18 protein-coding genes are annotated in these 13,780 nt (G+C 66.3%); 10 read left to right on the forward strand and 8 right to left on the reverse strand.

Annotated elements, in window-relative coordinates:
• The 4 genes from KBY85_RS13885 to prfB all read right to left on the reverse strand — a co-directional run.
• On the reverse strand, positions 1-328 hold a 328-nt coding region (locus KBY85_RS13885; RefSeq protein ID WP_254962053.1), incomplete at its 3' end, for a diacylglycerol kinase family protein.
• On the reverse strand, positions 325-858 hold the full coding sequence (ybeY, locus tag KBY85_RS13890) for an rRNA maturation RNase YbeY (protein ID WP_254962055.1): 534 nt from the start codon (positions 856-858) through the stop codon (positions 325-327). The genes KBY85_RS13885 and ybeY, both read right to left, overlap by 4 nt.
• A 1-nt stretch (position 859) precedes the next feature.
• On the reverse strand, positions 860-1,033 hold the full coding sequence (locus KBY85_RS13895; protein WP_254962056.1) for a DUF3285 domain-containing protein: 174 nt from the start codon (positions 1,031-1,033) through the stop codon (positions 860-862).
• Positions 1,026-2,154 (reverse strand): peptide chain release factor 2 gene (prfB, locus tag KBY85_RS13900; protein WP_254962057.1). Its coding sequence is split into 2 segments (ribosomal slippage): positions 1,026-2,078 and positions 2,080-2,154, totalling 1,128 coding nucleotides; the frame shifts between segments, so codons are not numbered across the junction. Before prfB ends, KBY85_RS13895 begins: the two co-directional genes overlap by 8 nt.
• Positions 2,155-2,343: 189 nt before the next feature.
• On the opposite strand from prfB, the gene grxC reads away from it, so the two are divergent.
• Together grxC and gshB are read left to right on the forward strand one after the other, a co-directional pair.
• Positions 2,344-2,604, forward strand: coding sequence for a glutaredoxin 3 (grxC, locus tag KBY85_RS13905; protein ID WP_254942413.1), 261 nt, complete (start codon positions 2,344-2,346; stop codon positions 2,602-2,604).
• A gap of 3 nt (positions 2,605-2,607) precedes the next feature.
• Complete coding sequence (gene gshB, locus KBY85_RS13910; RefSeq protein WP_254962058.1) at positions 2,608-3,570, forward strand: glutathione synthase; 963 nt, start codon at positions 2,608-2,610, stop codon at positions 3,568-3,570.
• On the opposite strand, the gene KBY85_RS13915 is transcribed toward gshB, so the two are convergent.
• Positions 3,540-5,000: an isochorismate synthase gene (locus KBY85_RS13915; RefSeq protein ID WP_261359661.1), complete on the reverse strand. Its 1,461-nt coding sequence runs from the start codon at positions 4,998-5,000 to the stop codon at positions 3,540-3,542. The genes gshB and KBY85_RS13915 overlap by 31 nt on opposite strands.
• 71 nt (positions 5,001-5,071) lie before the next feature.
• Between KBY85_RS13915 and menA the strand changes: the two genes are divergently transcribed.
• The 5 genes from menA to KBY85_RS13940 are packed head-to-tail and all read left to right on the forward strand — an operon-like array spanning position 5,072 to position 8,656.
• Entirely contained in the window at positions 5,072-6,019 is a 948-nt protein-coding gene (menA, locus tag KBY85_RS13920; protein WP_254962060.1) for a 2-carboxy-1,4-naphthoquinone phytyltransferase, read from the forward strand.
• Positions 6,016-7,005, forward strand: coding sequence for an o-succinylbenzoate synthase (gene menC, locus KBY85_RS13925; protein ID WP_254962061.1), 990 nt, complete (start codon positions 6,016-6,018; stop codon positions 7,003-7,005). The genes menA and menC overlap by 4 nt, the downstream gene beginning before the upstream one ends.
• Positions 7,002-8,240 (forward strand): AMP-binding protein, encoded by a 1,239-nt coding sequence (locus tag KBY85_RS13930; protein ID WP_254962062.1) that lies wholly within the window; start codon positions 7,002-7,004, stop codon positions 8,238-8,240. The genes menC and KBY85_RS13930 overlap by 4 nt, the downstream gene beginning before the upstream one ends.
• Entirely contained in the window at positions 8,224-8,490 is a 267-nt protein-coding gene (locus KBY85_RS13935; protein WP_254962063.1) for a TM2 domain-containing protein, read from the forward strand. Before KBY85_RS13930 ends, KBY85_RS13935 begins: the two co-directional genes overlap by 17 nt.
• Positions 8,468-8,656, forward strand: a complete 189-nt coding sequence (locus KBY85_RS13940) for a hypothetical protein (RefSeq protein ID WP_254962064.1) — start codon at positions 8,468-8,470, stop codon at positions 8,654-8,656. The genes KBY85_RS13935 and KBY85_RS13940 overlap by 23 nt, the downstream gene beginning before the upstream one ends.
• Here KBY85_RS13940 and KBY85_RS13945 read toward each other — a convergent pair.
• On the reverse strand, positions 8,653-9,108 hold the full coding sequence (locus KBY85_RS13945) for a thioesterase family protein (protein WP_254962065.1): 456 nt from the start codon (positions 9,106-9,108) through the stop codon (positions 8,653-8,655). The two genes, KBY85_RS13940 and KBY85_RS13945, sit on opposite strands and share 4 nt — an antisense overlap.
• Positions 9,098-10,282, reverse strand: coding sequence for an NAD(P)H-quinone oxidoreductase subunit H (locus KBY85_RS13950; RefSeq protein ID WP_254962066.1), 1,185 nt, complete (start codon positions 10,280-10,282; stop codon positions 9,098-9,100). The genes KBY85_RS13945 and KBY85_RS13950 overlap by 11 nt, the downstream gene beginning before the upstream one ends.
• 138 nt (positions 10,283-10,420) lie before the next feature.
• On the opposite strand from KBY85_RS13950, the gene KBY85_RS13955 reads away from it, so the two are divergent.
• Positions 10,421-11,023 (forward strand): hypothetical protein, encoded by a 603-nt coding sequence (locus tag KBY85_RS13955; RefSeq protein WP_254962067.1) that lies wholly within the window; start codon positions 10,421-10,423, stop codon positions 11,021-11,023.
• A 6-nt stretch (positions 11,024-11,029) separates the two neighbouring features.
• Positions 11,030-11,920, forward strand: coding sequence for a 16S rRNA (cytosine(1402)-N(4))-methyltransferase RsmH (rsmH, locus tag KBY85_RS13960; RefSeq protein WP_254962068.1), 891 nt, complete (start codon positions 11,030-11,032; stop codon positions 11,918-11,920).
• A gap of 17 nt (positions 11,921-11,937) precedes the next feature.
• Here the strand turns inward: rsmH and KBY85_RS13965 are convergent, their stop codons facing one another.
• Positions 11,938-12,705 (reverse strand): hypothetical protein, encoded by a 768-nt coding sequence (locus KBY85_RS13965; protein ID WP_254962069.1) that lies wholly within the window; start codon positions 12,703-12,705, stop codon positions 11,938-11,940.
• A gap of 138 nt (positions 12,706-12,843) precedes the next feature.
• Here KBY85_RS13965 and KBY85_RS13970 point away from each other — a divergent pair.
• Positions 12,844-13,780: zinc-dependent metalloprotease (locus KBY85_RS13970; protein ID WP_254962070.1), on the forward strand; the 937-nt coding region annotated here is incomplete at its 3' end.

The following is a 13,780-nucleotide window of genomic DNA, read 5'->3' on the forward strand; positions in this document are numbered from 1 at the left end:
TGGCCAGGGGGTGGAACTGGCGGCCGATGGCCAGATCCACCACCGCTTCGGTGGCGGTGTTGAGCAACTCCAGCACCAGCACGGCCGCCACGGTGAGCACCAGCACGGCCAGTTGGGCCGTGGGTAGTTGCAGCCACAGCCCCAGGCCAAAGACCACCGCCCCGGTGATCACATGGATGCGGAAGTTGCGCTGGCTGGCAAAGCCATAGGCCAGGCCCTGGGCGGCATAACGAAAACTTGCCGGCAGGTCACTGGCCACAGTCCAGGCCCGGGCCCTGAGGCGGCGCCCACGAGTTTCTGGGGTCGGTAAGGGGCGCAGGTTGATCATGGCTCCGCCGGCACCTTAACCAGCCTTTCCTGGCGCGCCAGCATGGCGGCGAGACTGGTTTCGTCAGGGTGGTCCCAGCCCAGCAGATGCAGCAGGCCATGGCTAGCCAGAAACAGCAGTTCCTGCTCCAGGTCGTGGCCATGCTCCGGTGCCTGGCGGGCTGCCGTTTCTATGGAGATGACGATGTCGCCCAGCTCCAGGGGCTCCGCCTCCCCGGATGCCGGCATTGGCGGGGCGCCATCGGTTGCTTCGTCCTGGGCGGCGAAGGCCAGCACGTCGGTGGGGCCTTCCTTCTGGCGCCAGTCGGCATTGAGCTCGGCGATTTCGGCGTCAGTCACCAGGCTCAGCCCCAGGCTGTAGGCGGGCGCTTGCAGGGCGGCGGGGAGTTCCGGGGCCAGCTGGTGTAGCCAGGCGCTCAATCGTGTCTGCCACTGATCGGCATCTAACAGCAGCGGGGCCACCTCCAGATCGGGATCAGCCAGATCGGGATCAGCGCTAAAGGCCAGGTCGAGATCGGTCGAGGTGGCCATCTCAGCCTCCGGGTAGTTGGGGGCGGCCGAGCCAGGCGATCAGCACCAGGAAGCCCGTGAGCCCGAGGGCGGTGAGGCCGAAGTGAAACAGGCTTTGGCGGCCCTTGCGCACCATGTTGCGCATCGCCAGCTTGATGAAGCTGGGGTTTTCGCCGGTTTTGCCGGTATCAGTCATCGCTGCCGCCTCCAGCTAGCTCGACGCCCGCATGCAGCAGGCTCTGGATAAAGGGATCGAGATCGCCGTCCATGACGCCCTGCACGTCGGTGGTTTCCTGCTGGGTGCGCAAATCTTTCACCATTTGATATGGGTGAAATACGTAGTTGCGGATCTGGTTGCCCCAGGCCGCTTCCACAATGTCGCCGCGGATGTCGGCGATTTCGGAGGCCCGCTGCTCCTGGGCAATCACCAGCAACTTGGCCATCAGCAGGGCCATCGCCTTCTCTTTGTTTTGCAGCTGGGAGCGCTCCTGGGTGCAGCGCACAAACAGGCCGGTGGGGATGTGCAGGATGCGCACGGCAGTTTCCACCTTGTTGACGTTCTGGCCGCCAGCGCCGCCGGAGCGCGAGGTGGTGATCTCCAGGTCCTTGTCGGGGATGTCGAGCTTCACGTCCTCATCGATCTGGGGCATCACCTCCACGCCGGCGAAGCTCGTCTGGCGTTTGTCGTTGGCATTGAAGGGGGAGATGCGCACCAGCCGGTGGGTGCCCTTCTCGTTGCGCAGGTAGCCGTAGGCATAGCGGCCCTCGATCTCGATCGTGCAGCTCTTAATGCCGGCTTCTTCCCCCTCGCTGAGCTCGTCCACACTCACCTTCATGCCGTGGTCTTCGGCCCAGCGGGTGTACATCCGCATCAGCATCAGGGCCCAGTCCTGGGCGTCGGTGCCGCCGGCACCGGCGTTGATGCTGATCACGGCGCCCTCCTTGTCGTAGGGGCCGCTCAGCAGGCGCTCGAGCTCCCAGCGATCCAAATCGGCTTTGAGGGACTGCAGGGCTTGGTTGGATTCGGCCAGCAACTCCTCATCGGGCTCGAGGTTGTAGAGCTCCACGGTGGCCTCCCCGTCGGAGACGCTGGCCTGCCATTTCGCCAATTGCTCAAGCTGAGCCTTCACCTCGTCGAGCTGGCGCATCTTGACCTGGGCCTGCTTCTGGTCGTCCCAGAAGTCGCCCTGGGAGGCCAGCTGCTCAAGGTCCTGTTGGCGGGCTTTCAGGGCCGGTACGTCAAAGGCAGTCCTGGGCGTTGCCCAGGCGGTCAGTGAGCTCGGAGAGGTCGCGCTTGAAGTCGGTGAGATCGAGCACCGGTGCAGCTGGATAGTTGCTTGACGGTATCAGCGCCGGCCAGCTTCGCCGCTAGGGGGCGGGGCTGGGGGAGCGGTTTTGTTGATTAGCTAAGTCTTGGCTTAGCTAATCGATATAGGTGCGAGGCTCCCGGGCCCGCGCGCCCTGGCCCGCTTCTACGATCAACAAAACCTGACCGGAGCCGTCTAAATGGCCGCCACCGTTGAGATCTACACCTGGCGGGCCTGTCCCTTCTGTGTGCGCGCCAAGGCCCTACTCGACCGCAAGGGAGTGGCTTACGCCGAATTTGCAATCGATGGCGACGAGTCGGCCCGCTCGGCGATGGCGGCTAAGAGCGGCGGGAGCCGCAGCGTGCCCCAGACCTTCATCAATGGCCAGCACGTAGGTGGTTGCGACGATCTGCATGCCCTCGAGCGCTCCGGCCAGCTCGACGTTCTGCTGGCGAGCTGAGCGGTGGCATCCCAACTGTTTGTGATCGATCCGATCGCCCGGCTCAATCCAGCCAAAGATTCCAGCGTTGCCCTGATGCAGGCAGCCCAGCGAGCCGGCGAGCAGGTGTGGGTTTGCACCATCGCCGATCTTTCTGCCGCCGAGGTGCCAGGAGACCCCCTGCAAGGCCCTCCCCCGCAAGGCCATGGCGCCTGGGTGGTGGCCACCCCCGTGAATTGCGAGCCCTGGTTTGAACTTGGCGATCCCCAGCTGCTGCCCCTCACCGCCTTTCCGCGGGTGTGGATGCGCAAGGACCCCCCGGTGGATGAGGCCTATCTCTATGCCACCCATCTGCTGGAGTTGGGGGAGCGTCAGGGCGTGCGGGTGCTCAACCGGCCCGCTTCGCTGCGAGCCTGGAACGAAAAACTCAGTGCCCTGCGCTGGAGCCAGCTGATGGCCCCCACCCTGGTGGCTAGTCGGGTGACAGCGCTGGCCGCTTTCACCGCCGAGCATGGCGAGGTGGTGCTTAAGCCCCTGGGGGGGCGGGCTGGCCAGGGGGTGGTATTTGCTTCTGCAGCAACGCCGGGTTTGCGAGCCCTGCTGGAGCTGGTGACTGGCCAGGAGCAGCTGCCGGTGATGGTGCAGGCCTTCCTGCCCGGGGTGAGAGCTGGAGATAAGCGCATCCTGCTGGTGGATGGCGAGCCCCTGGGGGCGGTGAATCGCATCCCCGCCGGTGGCGAGTTCCGCAGCAACCTGGCCGTGGGCGGTGCTCCGGAGGTAACGGAGCTCACGGCGGCGGAGAGGGCTATCTGCGCTGAGTTGGCGCCAGCGTTGCGGGCTGAAGGTTTGTTTTTTGTGGGCATCGATGTGATCGATGGCCGCCTCAGCGAGATCAATGTGACCAGCCCCACCGGCGTGCGCGAGGTGGAGCGGCTGGCCGGGATTCCCCTGGCGGATCAGACGATGGCGCGGCTGCTGGCTGCTTGATGGTCGGTGGCGCAGCTGAGCTGCTGCTGCAGTACGCCCAGTTTCAGGGCCACCTCCTGCAGCTCCCGCTCCACCGTTGAACCCCTCACTAGGCCAGCACCGGCGGTGAGCTCGAGCCGGTCGCCCCGCAGGGTGCCGCTGCGGATCGCCACCCGTAGGTCGGCGTCGCCGGCGCTGTCGATCCAGCCGATTGGGGCGGCGTAGTGGCCGCGCTCGAAGGGCTCCAGGCTGCGCAGCCAGGCCATCGCCTCGCGCCGCGGCAGGCCCGCCACAGCCGGGGTGGGATGGAGGGCGGCGGCGATGCTCAGGGGCTGGTGCTGGCCCAGGGCTGCCGTAATCGGGGTGTGCAGATGCACCAGTTGGCCGTGGCGGGCCAGGCGTGGATGGCGCGGTCGCCGCGGGTTGAGGCCCGCTCTGGCGAGTACGGCGGTGATCGTGTCCACCACCAGCTCATGCTCATGGCGATCTTTGCAGGAGTGCAGCAGCCCTGCGGCCTGCTCTCCAGCTGGGGCGGTGCCCGCTAGGGCATCACTGCGCAGTTGCCCCTGGCGCACCGTGAGCAACCGTTCGGGGGAGGCGCCGATCAGGGCAGTCCCGCGGGCTTGCTGCCACAGAAAGCGGCAGCTGCCGCTCTGGTGGCGCCGTAGGGGGGCCAGCAGGGCCAGGGGATGGGGCGCGGCCTCAAGCTGCAGCTCCTGGCGCACGGCCAGCACCACTTTTTCCAGCTCGTCCCTCTCCACCAACTCCAGGCCCCGCTCAACCGCGGAGCGGTAGCTCTCCTGCCATGGCGAACTGCGGCGGATGGCGATTCGACTGACAGCCCTTGGCTCCAGCCCATCTTGTTGTTGCACCAGGCGCTCCAGCCGGCGGGCCTGCTCCCACAGCTCTTCGGCTAGCTGGCGCGGCGTCACGCCACCGCCGAGGCTGCGCTGCAGCCGCAGCCAGCAGTGCTGGCCCTGGCGGCTCAGCTGCCAACGCGGCAGCACGGCCTGTACGCCTGGGATTGCTGTGGGCCCCGGCTGCAGGGGCGCTTCAAAGAAACCGAAGGCCAGCAGCACCCGCGGCCGGGCCAGGGGCGGGCCGCTCTCCGGGGTGGCTAGCCGGCTGAGGCAGGCGCTGGCAAAACGCTGGGCCAGCTCAAAGCGGCGCGGACCACTGAGCTCGAGGCTGTTGGTGCGGCCGGCGGCGGCGATGCAGAGCCCCGGTGCCCCGTCCCACAGGAAGCGGAAGCTGTCGCCGCCTGGAGCCAGGGCTTCATCCTCGGGCTCCAGATGGGGCAGCAGCAGCATCGGGTCTCCGCCGGCCAGGGGTAGGGCCAGGCTGAGGACGCCCTCCTCCTCCAGCTGGCGCGCCTGCTCGTTGGCGGCGACCAGCAAACTGGTGAATGAATCACCCGTTGAATCGGTGAAGGAAGAAGGGGCCTGCACCAGGAAGGGCCGGGGCCGCGACGAAGAGCTGCTCAAATGTATGGGCCCTGCAGTGGCTGCCGCCTGCGGCCCCCATGACTGAGCCCAAGGTCGTCGCAAGCCGTTACGCCAATTCCCTCGATCGCCGCCGCCTCTGGCAGGCGGCGATCAAGTGGCCGATGTACGCCGTGGCGGTGATGCCGGTGCTGCTGGCCGCCGGCTGGCGTCTAGGCCAGGCCCTGCCGGTGCGGTTTGACCAGCTGCTGCTGTTTCTGTTGGCGGCGGTGCTGCTGCTGGCCTGGGAAAACCTGGCCAACGATGTTTTTGATGCCGACACCGGCGTGGATGCCGACGGCAAGCCCCATTCCGTGGTGAATCTCACGGGCCGCCGCGATCGGGTGGCCGGGCTGGCCAATGGCTGCCTGCTGCTGGGCCTGGCTCTGATGGCGCTGGTGGCCTGGCGCAGCAGCCCGGCGGTACTGGCTTTGGTGCTGGCCTGCTGCGGCCTGGGCTACCTGTATCAGGGGCCGCCGTTTCGGCTGGGCTATCGGGGCCTGGGTGAGCCCCTCTGCTGGCTTGCTTTCGGCCCCTTGGCCACCGCCGCCGGCCTGCTGGCCCTGGCGCCAGCGGGGGCCAGCGGGGTGCCCTGGCGCATCGCCCTGGCCCTTGGCAGTGGCCCAGCCCTCGCTACCACCCTGGTGCTGTTCTGCTCCCATTTCCACCAGGTTGATGAGGACGCTGCCCATGGCAAGCGTTCGCCGGTGGTGCATCTGGGTACGGCGGCTGCCTCGGGGTTGGTGCCCTGGTTTGTGGCCGGCTGCCTGGCCCTGCAGTGGGCGCCGGTGCTGCTGGGCCAGTGGCCGCTCACGGCCCTGCTCGGCGTGATCGGCCTGCCGCCCGCCCGTCAGCTGATCGCCCTGTTGCAGCGCCACCATGGCGAGCCTGGGCGGATTAGCGGCAGCAAATTTCTGGCCCTGCGCTTTCAGGCGCTCAATGGTTTGGGTTTGGCCCTGGGCCTGGCCCTGGGGCGCTTCACAGGATGAGCCAGGGGGGCCTGCTGCAGTTGCAGTGGCGGCCCTTCGGCTTCGCCCTGCCCCAGCCCCTGGTTACGGCTGCAGGCTCCGTGCAGCAGCGGCGCGGCTGGCTGCTGCGCTTGCGGAGCCCCCAGGGCGATCTGGGCTGGGGCGAGGCCGCCCCCCTCGATGGCCAGCTGGAGCCACTGGCGGCGGCCCTCGCTGCTTTGGATGCCAGCTATGGGACAGCCGAACTCGAGAGGTTGCTGCAGGCGGGCCAGTTTCCCCCAACCCTTGCCTTTGCCCTCGGGGCTGCCCTGGCAGAGCTGGCCGGCTTGCCGCAGCGCCGCTGGCTGCCGCCGCCGCCTGCGGCCCGGCTGCTGCCGGCAGGACCAGCCGCCATCGATGTTTTGGAGCAGCTTGAGCCCGAGCTGGGGCCGGCTCCGGTGTTCAAGTGGAAACTGGCCGTTTGCGCCGATGCTTTGGAGCGCGAGCTGCTGGAGCAGCTGCTGCAGCGCCTGCCAGCAACCGCCCGCTTGCGCCTTGATGCCAATGGCGGCTGGAGCCGGGCCACGGCGGCGGTCTGGGCCGGGCGTTTGGCGGGCGAGCCGCGGCTGCAGTGGCTGGAGCAGCCCCTAGCCCCGGCCGACCAGGCGGGCCTGGAGGCCTTAGCGGCCCAGGTTCCCGTGGCTCTGGATGAATCGTTGCAGTGCGACCCGGGACTGCGCTGCAGTTGGCCGGGCTGGCAGGTGCGCCGCCCCAGCCAGGAGGGGGACCCTCGAGTGCTGCTGGCGGCCCTGGAGCGGGGCAGGCCGCGGCTGATGCTCAGCACAGCCTTTGAAACCGGCATCGGCCGCCGCTGGCTAGAGCATCTGGCAGCCCTGCAGTCCGAGGGCCCCACGCCGGCGGCGCCGGGCTTGGCGCCGGGTTGGCAAGCCCCCGGAGCCCTGGCCAGCGCCGATCCGGCAGCGGTGTGGGCTGCCGCCGCCCAAATCAGCCGAGATCAGCAGCAATGACGCCCGAGCAGTTGCAAAAGCTCTGGGATGCCGGCCGCCTGGCGGCCTTGGCGGGCCCGGCTGCCAGCGACCAGCAGGCTTTGGCGGCGGCGATCGGGCCCGATGGCCTTGGCCTTTTGGAAGAGCGTTGGGGGCCGGGGGTGGTGCTAGGCAGCGGCGGCAGCACGGGCGGTCGCCGCTGGTGCCTCCAGCCCCTGGCCCACCTGCAGGCTTCAGCGTCGGCTACTGGTCGCTGGCTGGAGGGGTTGGGGCTGGATCCGGCGAGCTGCCTGCACCTCAACTCCCTGCCATTGCATCACGTCAGTGGGCTGCTGCCCTGGGTGCGCGCCCAGCACTGGGGCGCCGGCCACCAGAGTCTTGATCCGGCCTGGATGCGCGATCCGGCCCTGTTGGCTGCGGCTGCCCCGCTGGATCCAGGCCGTCCGGCCTTGCTTTCCCTGGTGCCCACCCAGCTGCAGCGGCTGCTGGCTGCTGCCGAAGGCGTGGCCTGGTTGCAGCGTTTGGCCCTGATCTGGGTTGGTGGGGCGCCGTTGCCGCCGGCGCTGGCGGAGCGGGCCAGGCTGGCCGGGTTGCGGCTGGCCCCTTGCTACGGGGCCACGGAAACGGCCGCGATGGTGTGTGCCCTGGCGCCCGAAGCTTTCCTGGCGGGCGCTTCGGGCTGCGGCGCCCCCTTGGGGGACGTGGAGCTGCGGCTAGGGGCGGAACAGGCCGTTGAGGTGCGCTGTGAGCGGCTCAGTCCGGGCTGGCTGGAGGCTGGCCGGCTCCAGCCCCTGCCGCGCACTGCCGATGGCTGGTGGCGCAGTGGCGATGCCGGCCGGCTGGGCCCAGCGGGGCTGGAGCTGCTGGGACGCCTCGATGGAGCCATTCACAGCGGCGGTGAAACCGTGTTTCCAGATGTGCTGGAGCAGCGGCTGGCGCAGCTGGCCCAGGCCGCTGGCTTGCCACTGCAGGCGCTTTTGCTGCTGCCAACCGATGATCCCGACTGGGGCCAGCGACTGGTGGCCCTGGTGCGGCCCGACTCGCCCCAGCAAGGCTGGGAGGAGCTGCAGTTGGCGTTGCAGCAGCTTTGTGATTCCTGGCCACCGGCAGAGCGGCCAGGTCGGTGGCTGCTCTGCCCCGAGTTGGCGCCAGCGGAGCTGGGCAAATGGCAACGAAATCATTGGCGGGCCTGGGTTGATCAGCTAAAAGCTGTTGAGGTCGTTTCTCCCGCGTCAGTCGATGTCGAGCCTGTCTGAGACCGAAATCAGCAATAAGAAGCTGGCGGCGGGTCTCACCGGAATCTTTCTGGGCGCCTTTGGGGTGCACAAATTCATTCTTGGCTACACCAAGCCGGCGGTAATCATGTTGGTGGTATCGCTTCTGACCTGCGGGGTGGGCTATTTTGTTTTTCAGGTCATTGGCATTATTGAGGGCGTCATTTACTTGACGAAATCCAATGCAGAATTTGAAACCGAATACCTAGATGGCCAAAAAGATTGGTTCTGAGCTCTTAGCCCGGGCACCGGTTTTGTTGCTTTTGTCTGGAGCTGGTGCCCTCAGTTTTGGCCTGGCTGCAGCTATTCCCCACGACGGCTTGCATCCGCTGGCGCTGATGGCGGCCCTGCTGCCCCTGCAGTTGGCGGCGCTGCTTTATGCCTTCAGCCGGCACTAAAGGGGCTGGATGCCTTGGCCCAGGCTCGATGCTTCCAGCCAGCGCTGCAGCCCAGCTGGCAAGGGGCAGCGCCGGCGGCTGGCCGTCTCGATCGCCAGGTGCTTGGTGAGCCCCCTGGCTGCGGCCCTCTCGCCGCTGCGGAAGTTGTAGTGCACCTCAAAGCTGCCGGAATCCAGGCGCCGGGGTTCCAGCTGGATTGCTAGGGGGTCGCCGCAGACAAGGGGAGAAAGGAAGTCTGCGCTGCAATGCACTAGCGGCAGGGCAATGGCGGGTATGTGCCCCGGGGTGGGAAAGATTTCAGCTGCAGGCAGGCCATAGAGCTCCAGGCTTTCTTCGTAAGCCTCGTGGCACCAGCGCAGTAGCTGGTGGAAATGCATCACCCCGGCGGCATCGGTGTCCCCGAAGCGCACGGTGCGGCATAGCAGCAGCCAGCTGCTGGAATCAGCGATCAACCGATCCCATGATCACGTCGATCGAGCCGAGGATGGCCATGATGTCGGCCACCTTGGCCCCTTTGAGGATGTGGGGCAGGATTTGCAGGTTGTTGAAGTCGGCGGCGCGGATCTTGAAGCGCCAGGGGGTGACGTCGTTGTTGCCCTGCAGATACACCCCGATTTCGCCCTTGCCCGATTCCAGGCGGGTGTAGAGCTCACCTTCGGGAATCTTGAAGGTTGGGGCCACTTTCTTGGCCACATATTGATAATCAAAGCCGGAATATTCGCTGCCCTTGCCCTCCGCCATGCGGCGGGCTTCCAGGTGCTCGGTGGCTCCACCGGGAATCATGGCGCAGGCCTGGCGCAGGATCTTGAGGGATTCGCGCATTTCCTTGACGCGCACCCGATAGCGGGCATAGCAGTCACCCTCCTGTTCGCAGACCACGTCCCAGTCGAAGTCGTCGTAGCACTCGTAGTGGTCGACCTTGCGCAGGTCCCAGGGCACCCCTGAGGCGCGCAGCATCGGGCCCGACAGGCTCCAATTGATCGCCATCTCGCGGCTGATCACACCTAGACCCTCAATTCGCTTACGGAAGATCGGGTTGTTGGTAATTAGCTTTTCGTATTCATCGATCTTGGGACCAAACCAGTCGCAGAAGTCGAGGCACTTTTCCAGCCAGCCGTAGGGCAGATCAGCCGCCACCCCGCCAATGCGGAAATAGTTGTTGTTGATCAGCCGCTGGCCGGTGGCCGCTTCCCACAGGTCGTAGATCATCTCCCGCTCGCGGAAGATGTAGAAGAACGGGGTCTGGGCGCCCACGTCAGCCAGGAACGGGCCAAGCCACAGCAGGTGGTTAGCGATGCGGTTTAGCTCCAGCATCAGCACCCGGATGTAGCTGGCGCGCTTGGGCACGGGCACATTGGCCAGCCGCTCCGGCGCGTTCACCACAATCGCCTCATAAAACATGCCAGCCGCATAGTCCATGCGGCTCACGTAGGGCACGAACATCACGTTCGTGCGGTTCTCGGCAATTTTCTCCATGCCGCGGTGGAGGTAGCCGATCACCGGCTCGCAATCCACCACGTCCTCGCCATCGAGGGTCACCACCAGCCGCAACACCCCGTGCATCGAGGGGTGGTGGGGGCCGAAGTTGACCACCATCGGTTCCGTGCGCGTCTCCAGCTGCGTCATGGGGCCGAGGGGTTAAGCGCTTTGCGGTGATCTTAGGAAGGAAGCGCCCGCTAAACGATCTCTGACGAAGAAGATCGCACCAGCGCCCCCGGATAGGGCTCCTAAGCTTGCTGGGGCCGTGTTGAATCCGCGCAAACCATGGGTCAGCACCAGCCAGCGCCTTTGCGAAGGATCACGGCACCGGCAGCCGCAACCCTCTCGCGCTGGCTGCTGGCTCCACACCAGCTCCGGGCGGCCCGCCAGCGCCAGCTGCTTATCGACAGCCTCACGGCAGTGCTTCCCACCGCGGTGGAGAGCAGTCAGGTGGGGTTGGCGATCCTGCAGGGCGCCCGGGCCCTCAGCCTGGCTGATGGCGATTTTGACCAGGAGGAATGGGAGCTTTTTTACTTCTGCATGAAGAGCCTGCGCCTCAGCGATGTCCAGCGCCAGAGCGCGGATTTGCATGGCCCACCCGATCCCAAGCGGATCAGCGCCAGCCTTGCCGCCATCGCAGATCCCCTCCAGCGGCTAGCCATTGCCCGCTGCTACTGCCTGTTTGCGGCGGCGGATGGCCAGGGAAAGGCGGCGGAACTCGGTCTGTTGCAGACCCTGCTCCAGGTGCTTGGTCACCCGGAACTGGAGCGGGAGCTGCCCGATCTCTGCCGCCGCTTTCGCCCAGCGCCCAGCTGGTGGGGTCGTTTTCGCCATGGCTTGGGCCAGCGGCTAGCCCGCTGGGCTTCTCCCCACCGCCGCCGCCGCTGAGTGGCCATGGCAGATCCCGCCGGCAGCGGCTTGTTTGAACATGTGCCCGTGCTGGCCGAGGCGGTGCTGGCGGGCTTTGCTTGCCTGCCAGCAGGCCTGCTGATCGACTGCACCCTCGGCGGCGGCGGCCATAGCGCGCTGCTGCTGCAGGCCAATCCCGGCTTGCGACTTGTGGGGCTGGACCAGGACCCAAGCGCCCGTGCCGCCGCCGCCGAGCGCCTCGCCCCATTTGGCGATCGGGTCACAATCGTGGCCGCCAACTTCGCCGATTTCGTGCCTGCTGAGCCGGCCGTAGCGGTGCTGGCCGATCTGGGGGTGAGCAGTCCCCAGCTGGATGTGGCGGCCCGGGGCTTCAGCTTCCGGCTCGAGGGGCCGCTCGACATGCGCATGAACCCGGAGCGCGGCCAAACGGCTGGGGAGCTGCTTGATAGTGCCGGCGAGAGTGAGCTGGCAGACCTGATCTACGCCTACGGCGAGGAGCGGCTGTCGCGCCGTATCGCCCGCAAGCTCAAGGAGCAGGGGCCCTGGGCCCAGCGCCATACCGCCGAGCTGGCCTACCTGGTGGCCGGGTGCTACCCACCCGCGGCGCGCCGCGGCCGCATCCATCCAGCCACACGCACCTTTCAGGCCCTGCGCATTGCCGTAAACGATGAGTTGGGGGTGTTGGACAAGCTGTTGCACAACGCCCCCAACTGGCTGGAGCCAGGCGGGCTGCTGGCTGTGATCAGCTTCCACTCCCTTGAAGATCGGCGAGTGAAAACGGCCTTTTTGGCCGACGATCGGCTGGAGCGGGTAACGCGCAAGGCGATTAAGGCCAGCCCCGAGGAGGCCGAAGCCAATCCGCGCAGCCGTAGCGCCCGGCTGCGCATCGCCCGCCGTCTCGGGGAGGGGGCGTAGGCGCAGCTAAGGCTGTATCACCCGATCAGGCCGGTGCGGTCTTCGGCGCCAAACAGCTGGCGGAAGGCGGCGGTGGAGATGCACAGCACCAGGGGCACCACCACCAGCAGGCCGCCGTAGCTGAACAGGCCGCCGATGGTGTGGACCACGCCCTCGATGATTCCGAGCCACAGCACCATCCACCAGCTGGGATTCACCACATTCATGCCAGAACCAATGGTTTTGGTGGGATTTGCGGTGCCCAGTAGCGACACCTGAATCAGGAACTTCTGGGTGACCAGCAGCCAGATGTAGAAGATTGCCACCACGATCATGGGGATCACGCTGAGGGCCTCGTTGAGCTTGCCCAGGCCTGCCCCGATCAGGGTGGCGATGGCACCGGCCACGGCTATGAGGATTGCCAGCAGGATGCCGGAACCAAGCAGGCGGGCGCTGGCGGGACGGTCCCAACGGGTGAAGTCGGCGAAGCAGGGCTTGCGGCCCTCCAGGCTCAGCCAGGCGCCGCGGGTCAGGCCGACCACGGTCCATAGCGCCACGATCACGTAGCCGATGATTCCTACGATCAGGGCGGCCCAGGCTCCGGTGGGGTGCACAGCCATCACTTCATTCACGCTGGCTAGGCGAGCCCCGCCTACGGCGGCCAGGGCGGCGAAGGGCAGCAGGATCAGGGCGGAGAGGGCCTCAAACAGCAAAAAAGCCCAGGGGGCGCGGCAAAAAGCAGCCCAGCCGTCTTCTACGGCCTGGAGCACGTGCAGTTGGCTGTCGCTGGAAGGGGTGAGGGCCATGATCAAGGGCATATGGGCCGGACGGTAGCTATGAAGACAGCAGGGCGCATCCCAGTTGTGGGGATTTGATGGAACTGGTTCTGCTGCGCTGGGTAATCAATAACCTGATAAGCAATTCAAATTTTTCTCAGGATCTCGATGGATAGGGCCCAATCGGCACATCTTTCTTTCCTTGAAGAGCTACTAGGGCAACTATCGGGCCGCCAACGTCGACCGGGATCGACCCTCGAGCTAAGCGCCAGACGCGGCACGACCGCGGCGTCCAGTGCCCCCAACGGGGCTTTCACCGGCCTGCAGCTGGCTGCGATAGATCGGCAATCCTCCTTGGCCTCTGCACCGCTTACCCTTTCCCCAGCAGCGGAGTCCTCTCTGGAGCTTCGCAGTGAGCTACGTCGTTTTGATGGAGCCTCCAGCCTGGTGCATGAGCTTCTCGGCGCTGGCCTCGCGGCAGCGGAGCCGACCGTTTGCCGCTGCCCGGCTTGCTCCCAGCTGTTCGTCACCAGCACCAACGTTGCCTCCGGTGTAGGCGTGGCCGCGGCGGCTTTGGGCCTTGATCTCACTTTTAAGCTGCACAGCAACCCCTCGGCCAACCACCGGATCTACCTCGATTTCGATGGCTACTCGCTAGCCAGTTCCCAATGGGAGAACGGCCGGGCACTGCAGGTAGGGGGCTTCTACCAGGGAGGCTTCACCGATGTAACCCAGCAGGCGATTCAGGACATCTGGCGCCGGGTTGCCGAAGACTTCTCGCCCTTCAATATCGACGTCACCACTGAGGAACCAAACAGCGAAGACCTGAAGAAATCCGGCACCGGTGACACCCGCTGGGGAATCCGGGTGGCCATGACCACAAACACAAACCTCGTCACCCAAGCAACGATCTTCAATGCCGGCGGTGGTGGTACCGCCTACCTGGGCAGCTTCAACTGGGCCACCGATGAAGTCTGTTTCGTGTTCAACGGTTACAACGGTACCGATGCCGCCTCGATCTACGCGGCGGCGGAAACCGTGAGCCATGAGGTGGGCCACAGCCTTGGCCTCAACCATGACGGCGGCAGCTACGGCAGCAATTCCA

It is taken from the genome of Cyanobium sp. BA5m-10, from assembly GCF_024346255.1.
Classification (GTDB): domain Bacteria; phylum Cyanobacteriota; class Cyanobacteriia; order PCC-6307; family Cyanobiaceae; genus Cyanobium_A; species Cyanobium_A usitatum.

Excerpts from the sequence above, each read along its gene's own strand:
- rsmH (WP_254962068.1), top strand. The coding sequence starts at position 11,030 with ATGGCAGATCCCGCCGGCAGCGGCTTGTTTGAACATGTGCCCGTGCTG.
- KBY85_RS13935 (WP_254962063.1), top strand. The coding sequence starts at position 8,224 with ATGTCGAGCCTGTCTGAGACCGAAATCAGCAATAAGAAGCTGGCGGCG.
- menA (WP_254962060.1), top strand. The coding sequence starts at position 5,072 with ATGACTGAGCCCAAGGTCGTCGCAAGCCGTTACGCCAATTCCCTCGAT.
- menC (WP_254962061.1), top strand. The coding sequence starts at position 6,016 with ATGAGCCAGGGGGGCCTGCTGCAGTTGCAGTGGCGGCCCTTCGGCTTC.
- KBY85_RS13940 (WP_254962064.1), top strand. The coding sequence starts at position 8,468 with ATGGCCAAAAAGATTGGTTCTGAGCTCTTAGCCCGGGCACCGGTTTTG.
- KBY85_RS13950 (WP_254962066.1), bottom strand. The coding sequence starts at position 10,282 with ATGACGCAGCTGGAGACGCGCACGGAACCGATGGTGGTCAACTTCGGC.
- KBY85_RS13955 (WP_254962067.1), top strand. The coding sequence starts at position 10,421 with ATGGGTCAGCACCAGCCAGCGCCTTTGCGAAGGATCACGGCACCGGCA.
- KBY85_RS13930 (WP_254962062.1), top strand. The coding sequence starts at position 7,002 with ATGACGCCCGAGCAGTTGCAAAAGCTCTGGGATGCCGGCCGCCTGGCG.
- ybeY (WP_254962055.1), bottom strand. The coding sequence starts at position 858 with ATGGCCACCTCGACCGATCTCGACCTGGCCTTTAGCGCTGATCCCGAT.
- KBY85_RS13895 (WP_254962056.1), bottom strand. The coding sequence starts at position 1,033 with ATGACTGATACCGGCAAAACCGGCGAAAACCCCAGCTTCATCAAGCTG.
- grxC (WP_254942413.1), top strand. The coding sequence starts at position 2,344 with ATGGCCGCCACCGTTGAGATCTACACCTGGCGGGCCTGTCCCTTCTGT.
- KBY85_RS13965 (WP_254962069.1), bottom strand. The coding sequence starts at position 12,705 with ATGGCCCTCACCCCTTCCAGCGACAGCCAACTGCACGTGCTCCAGGCC.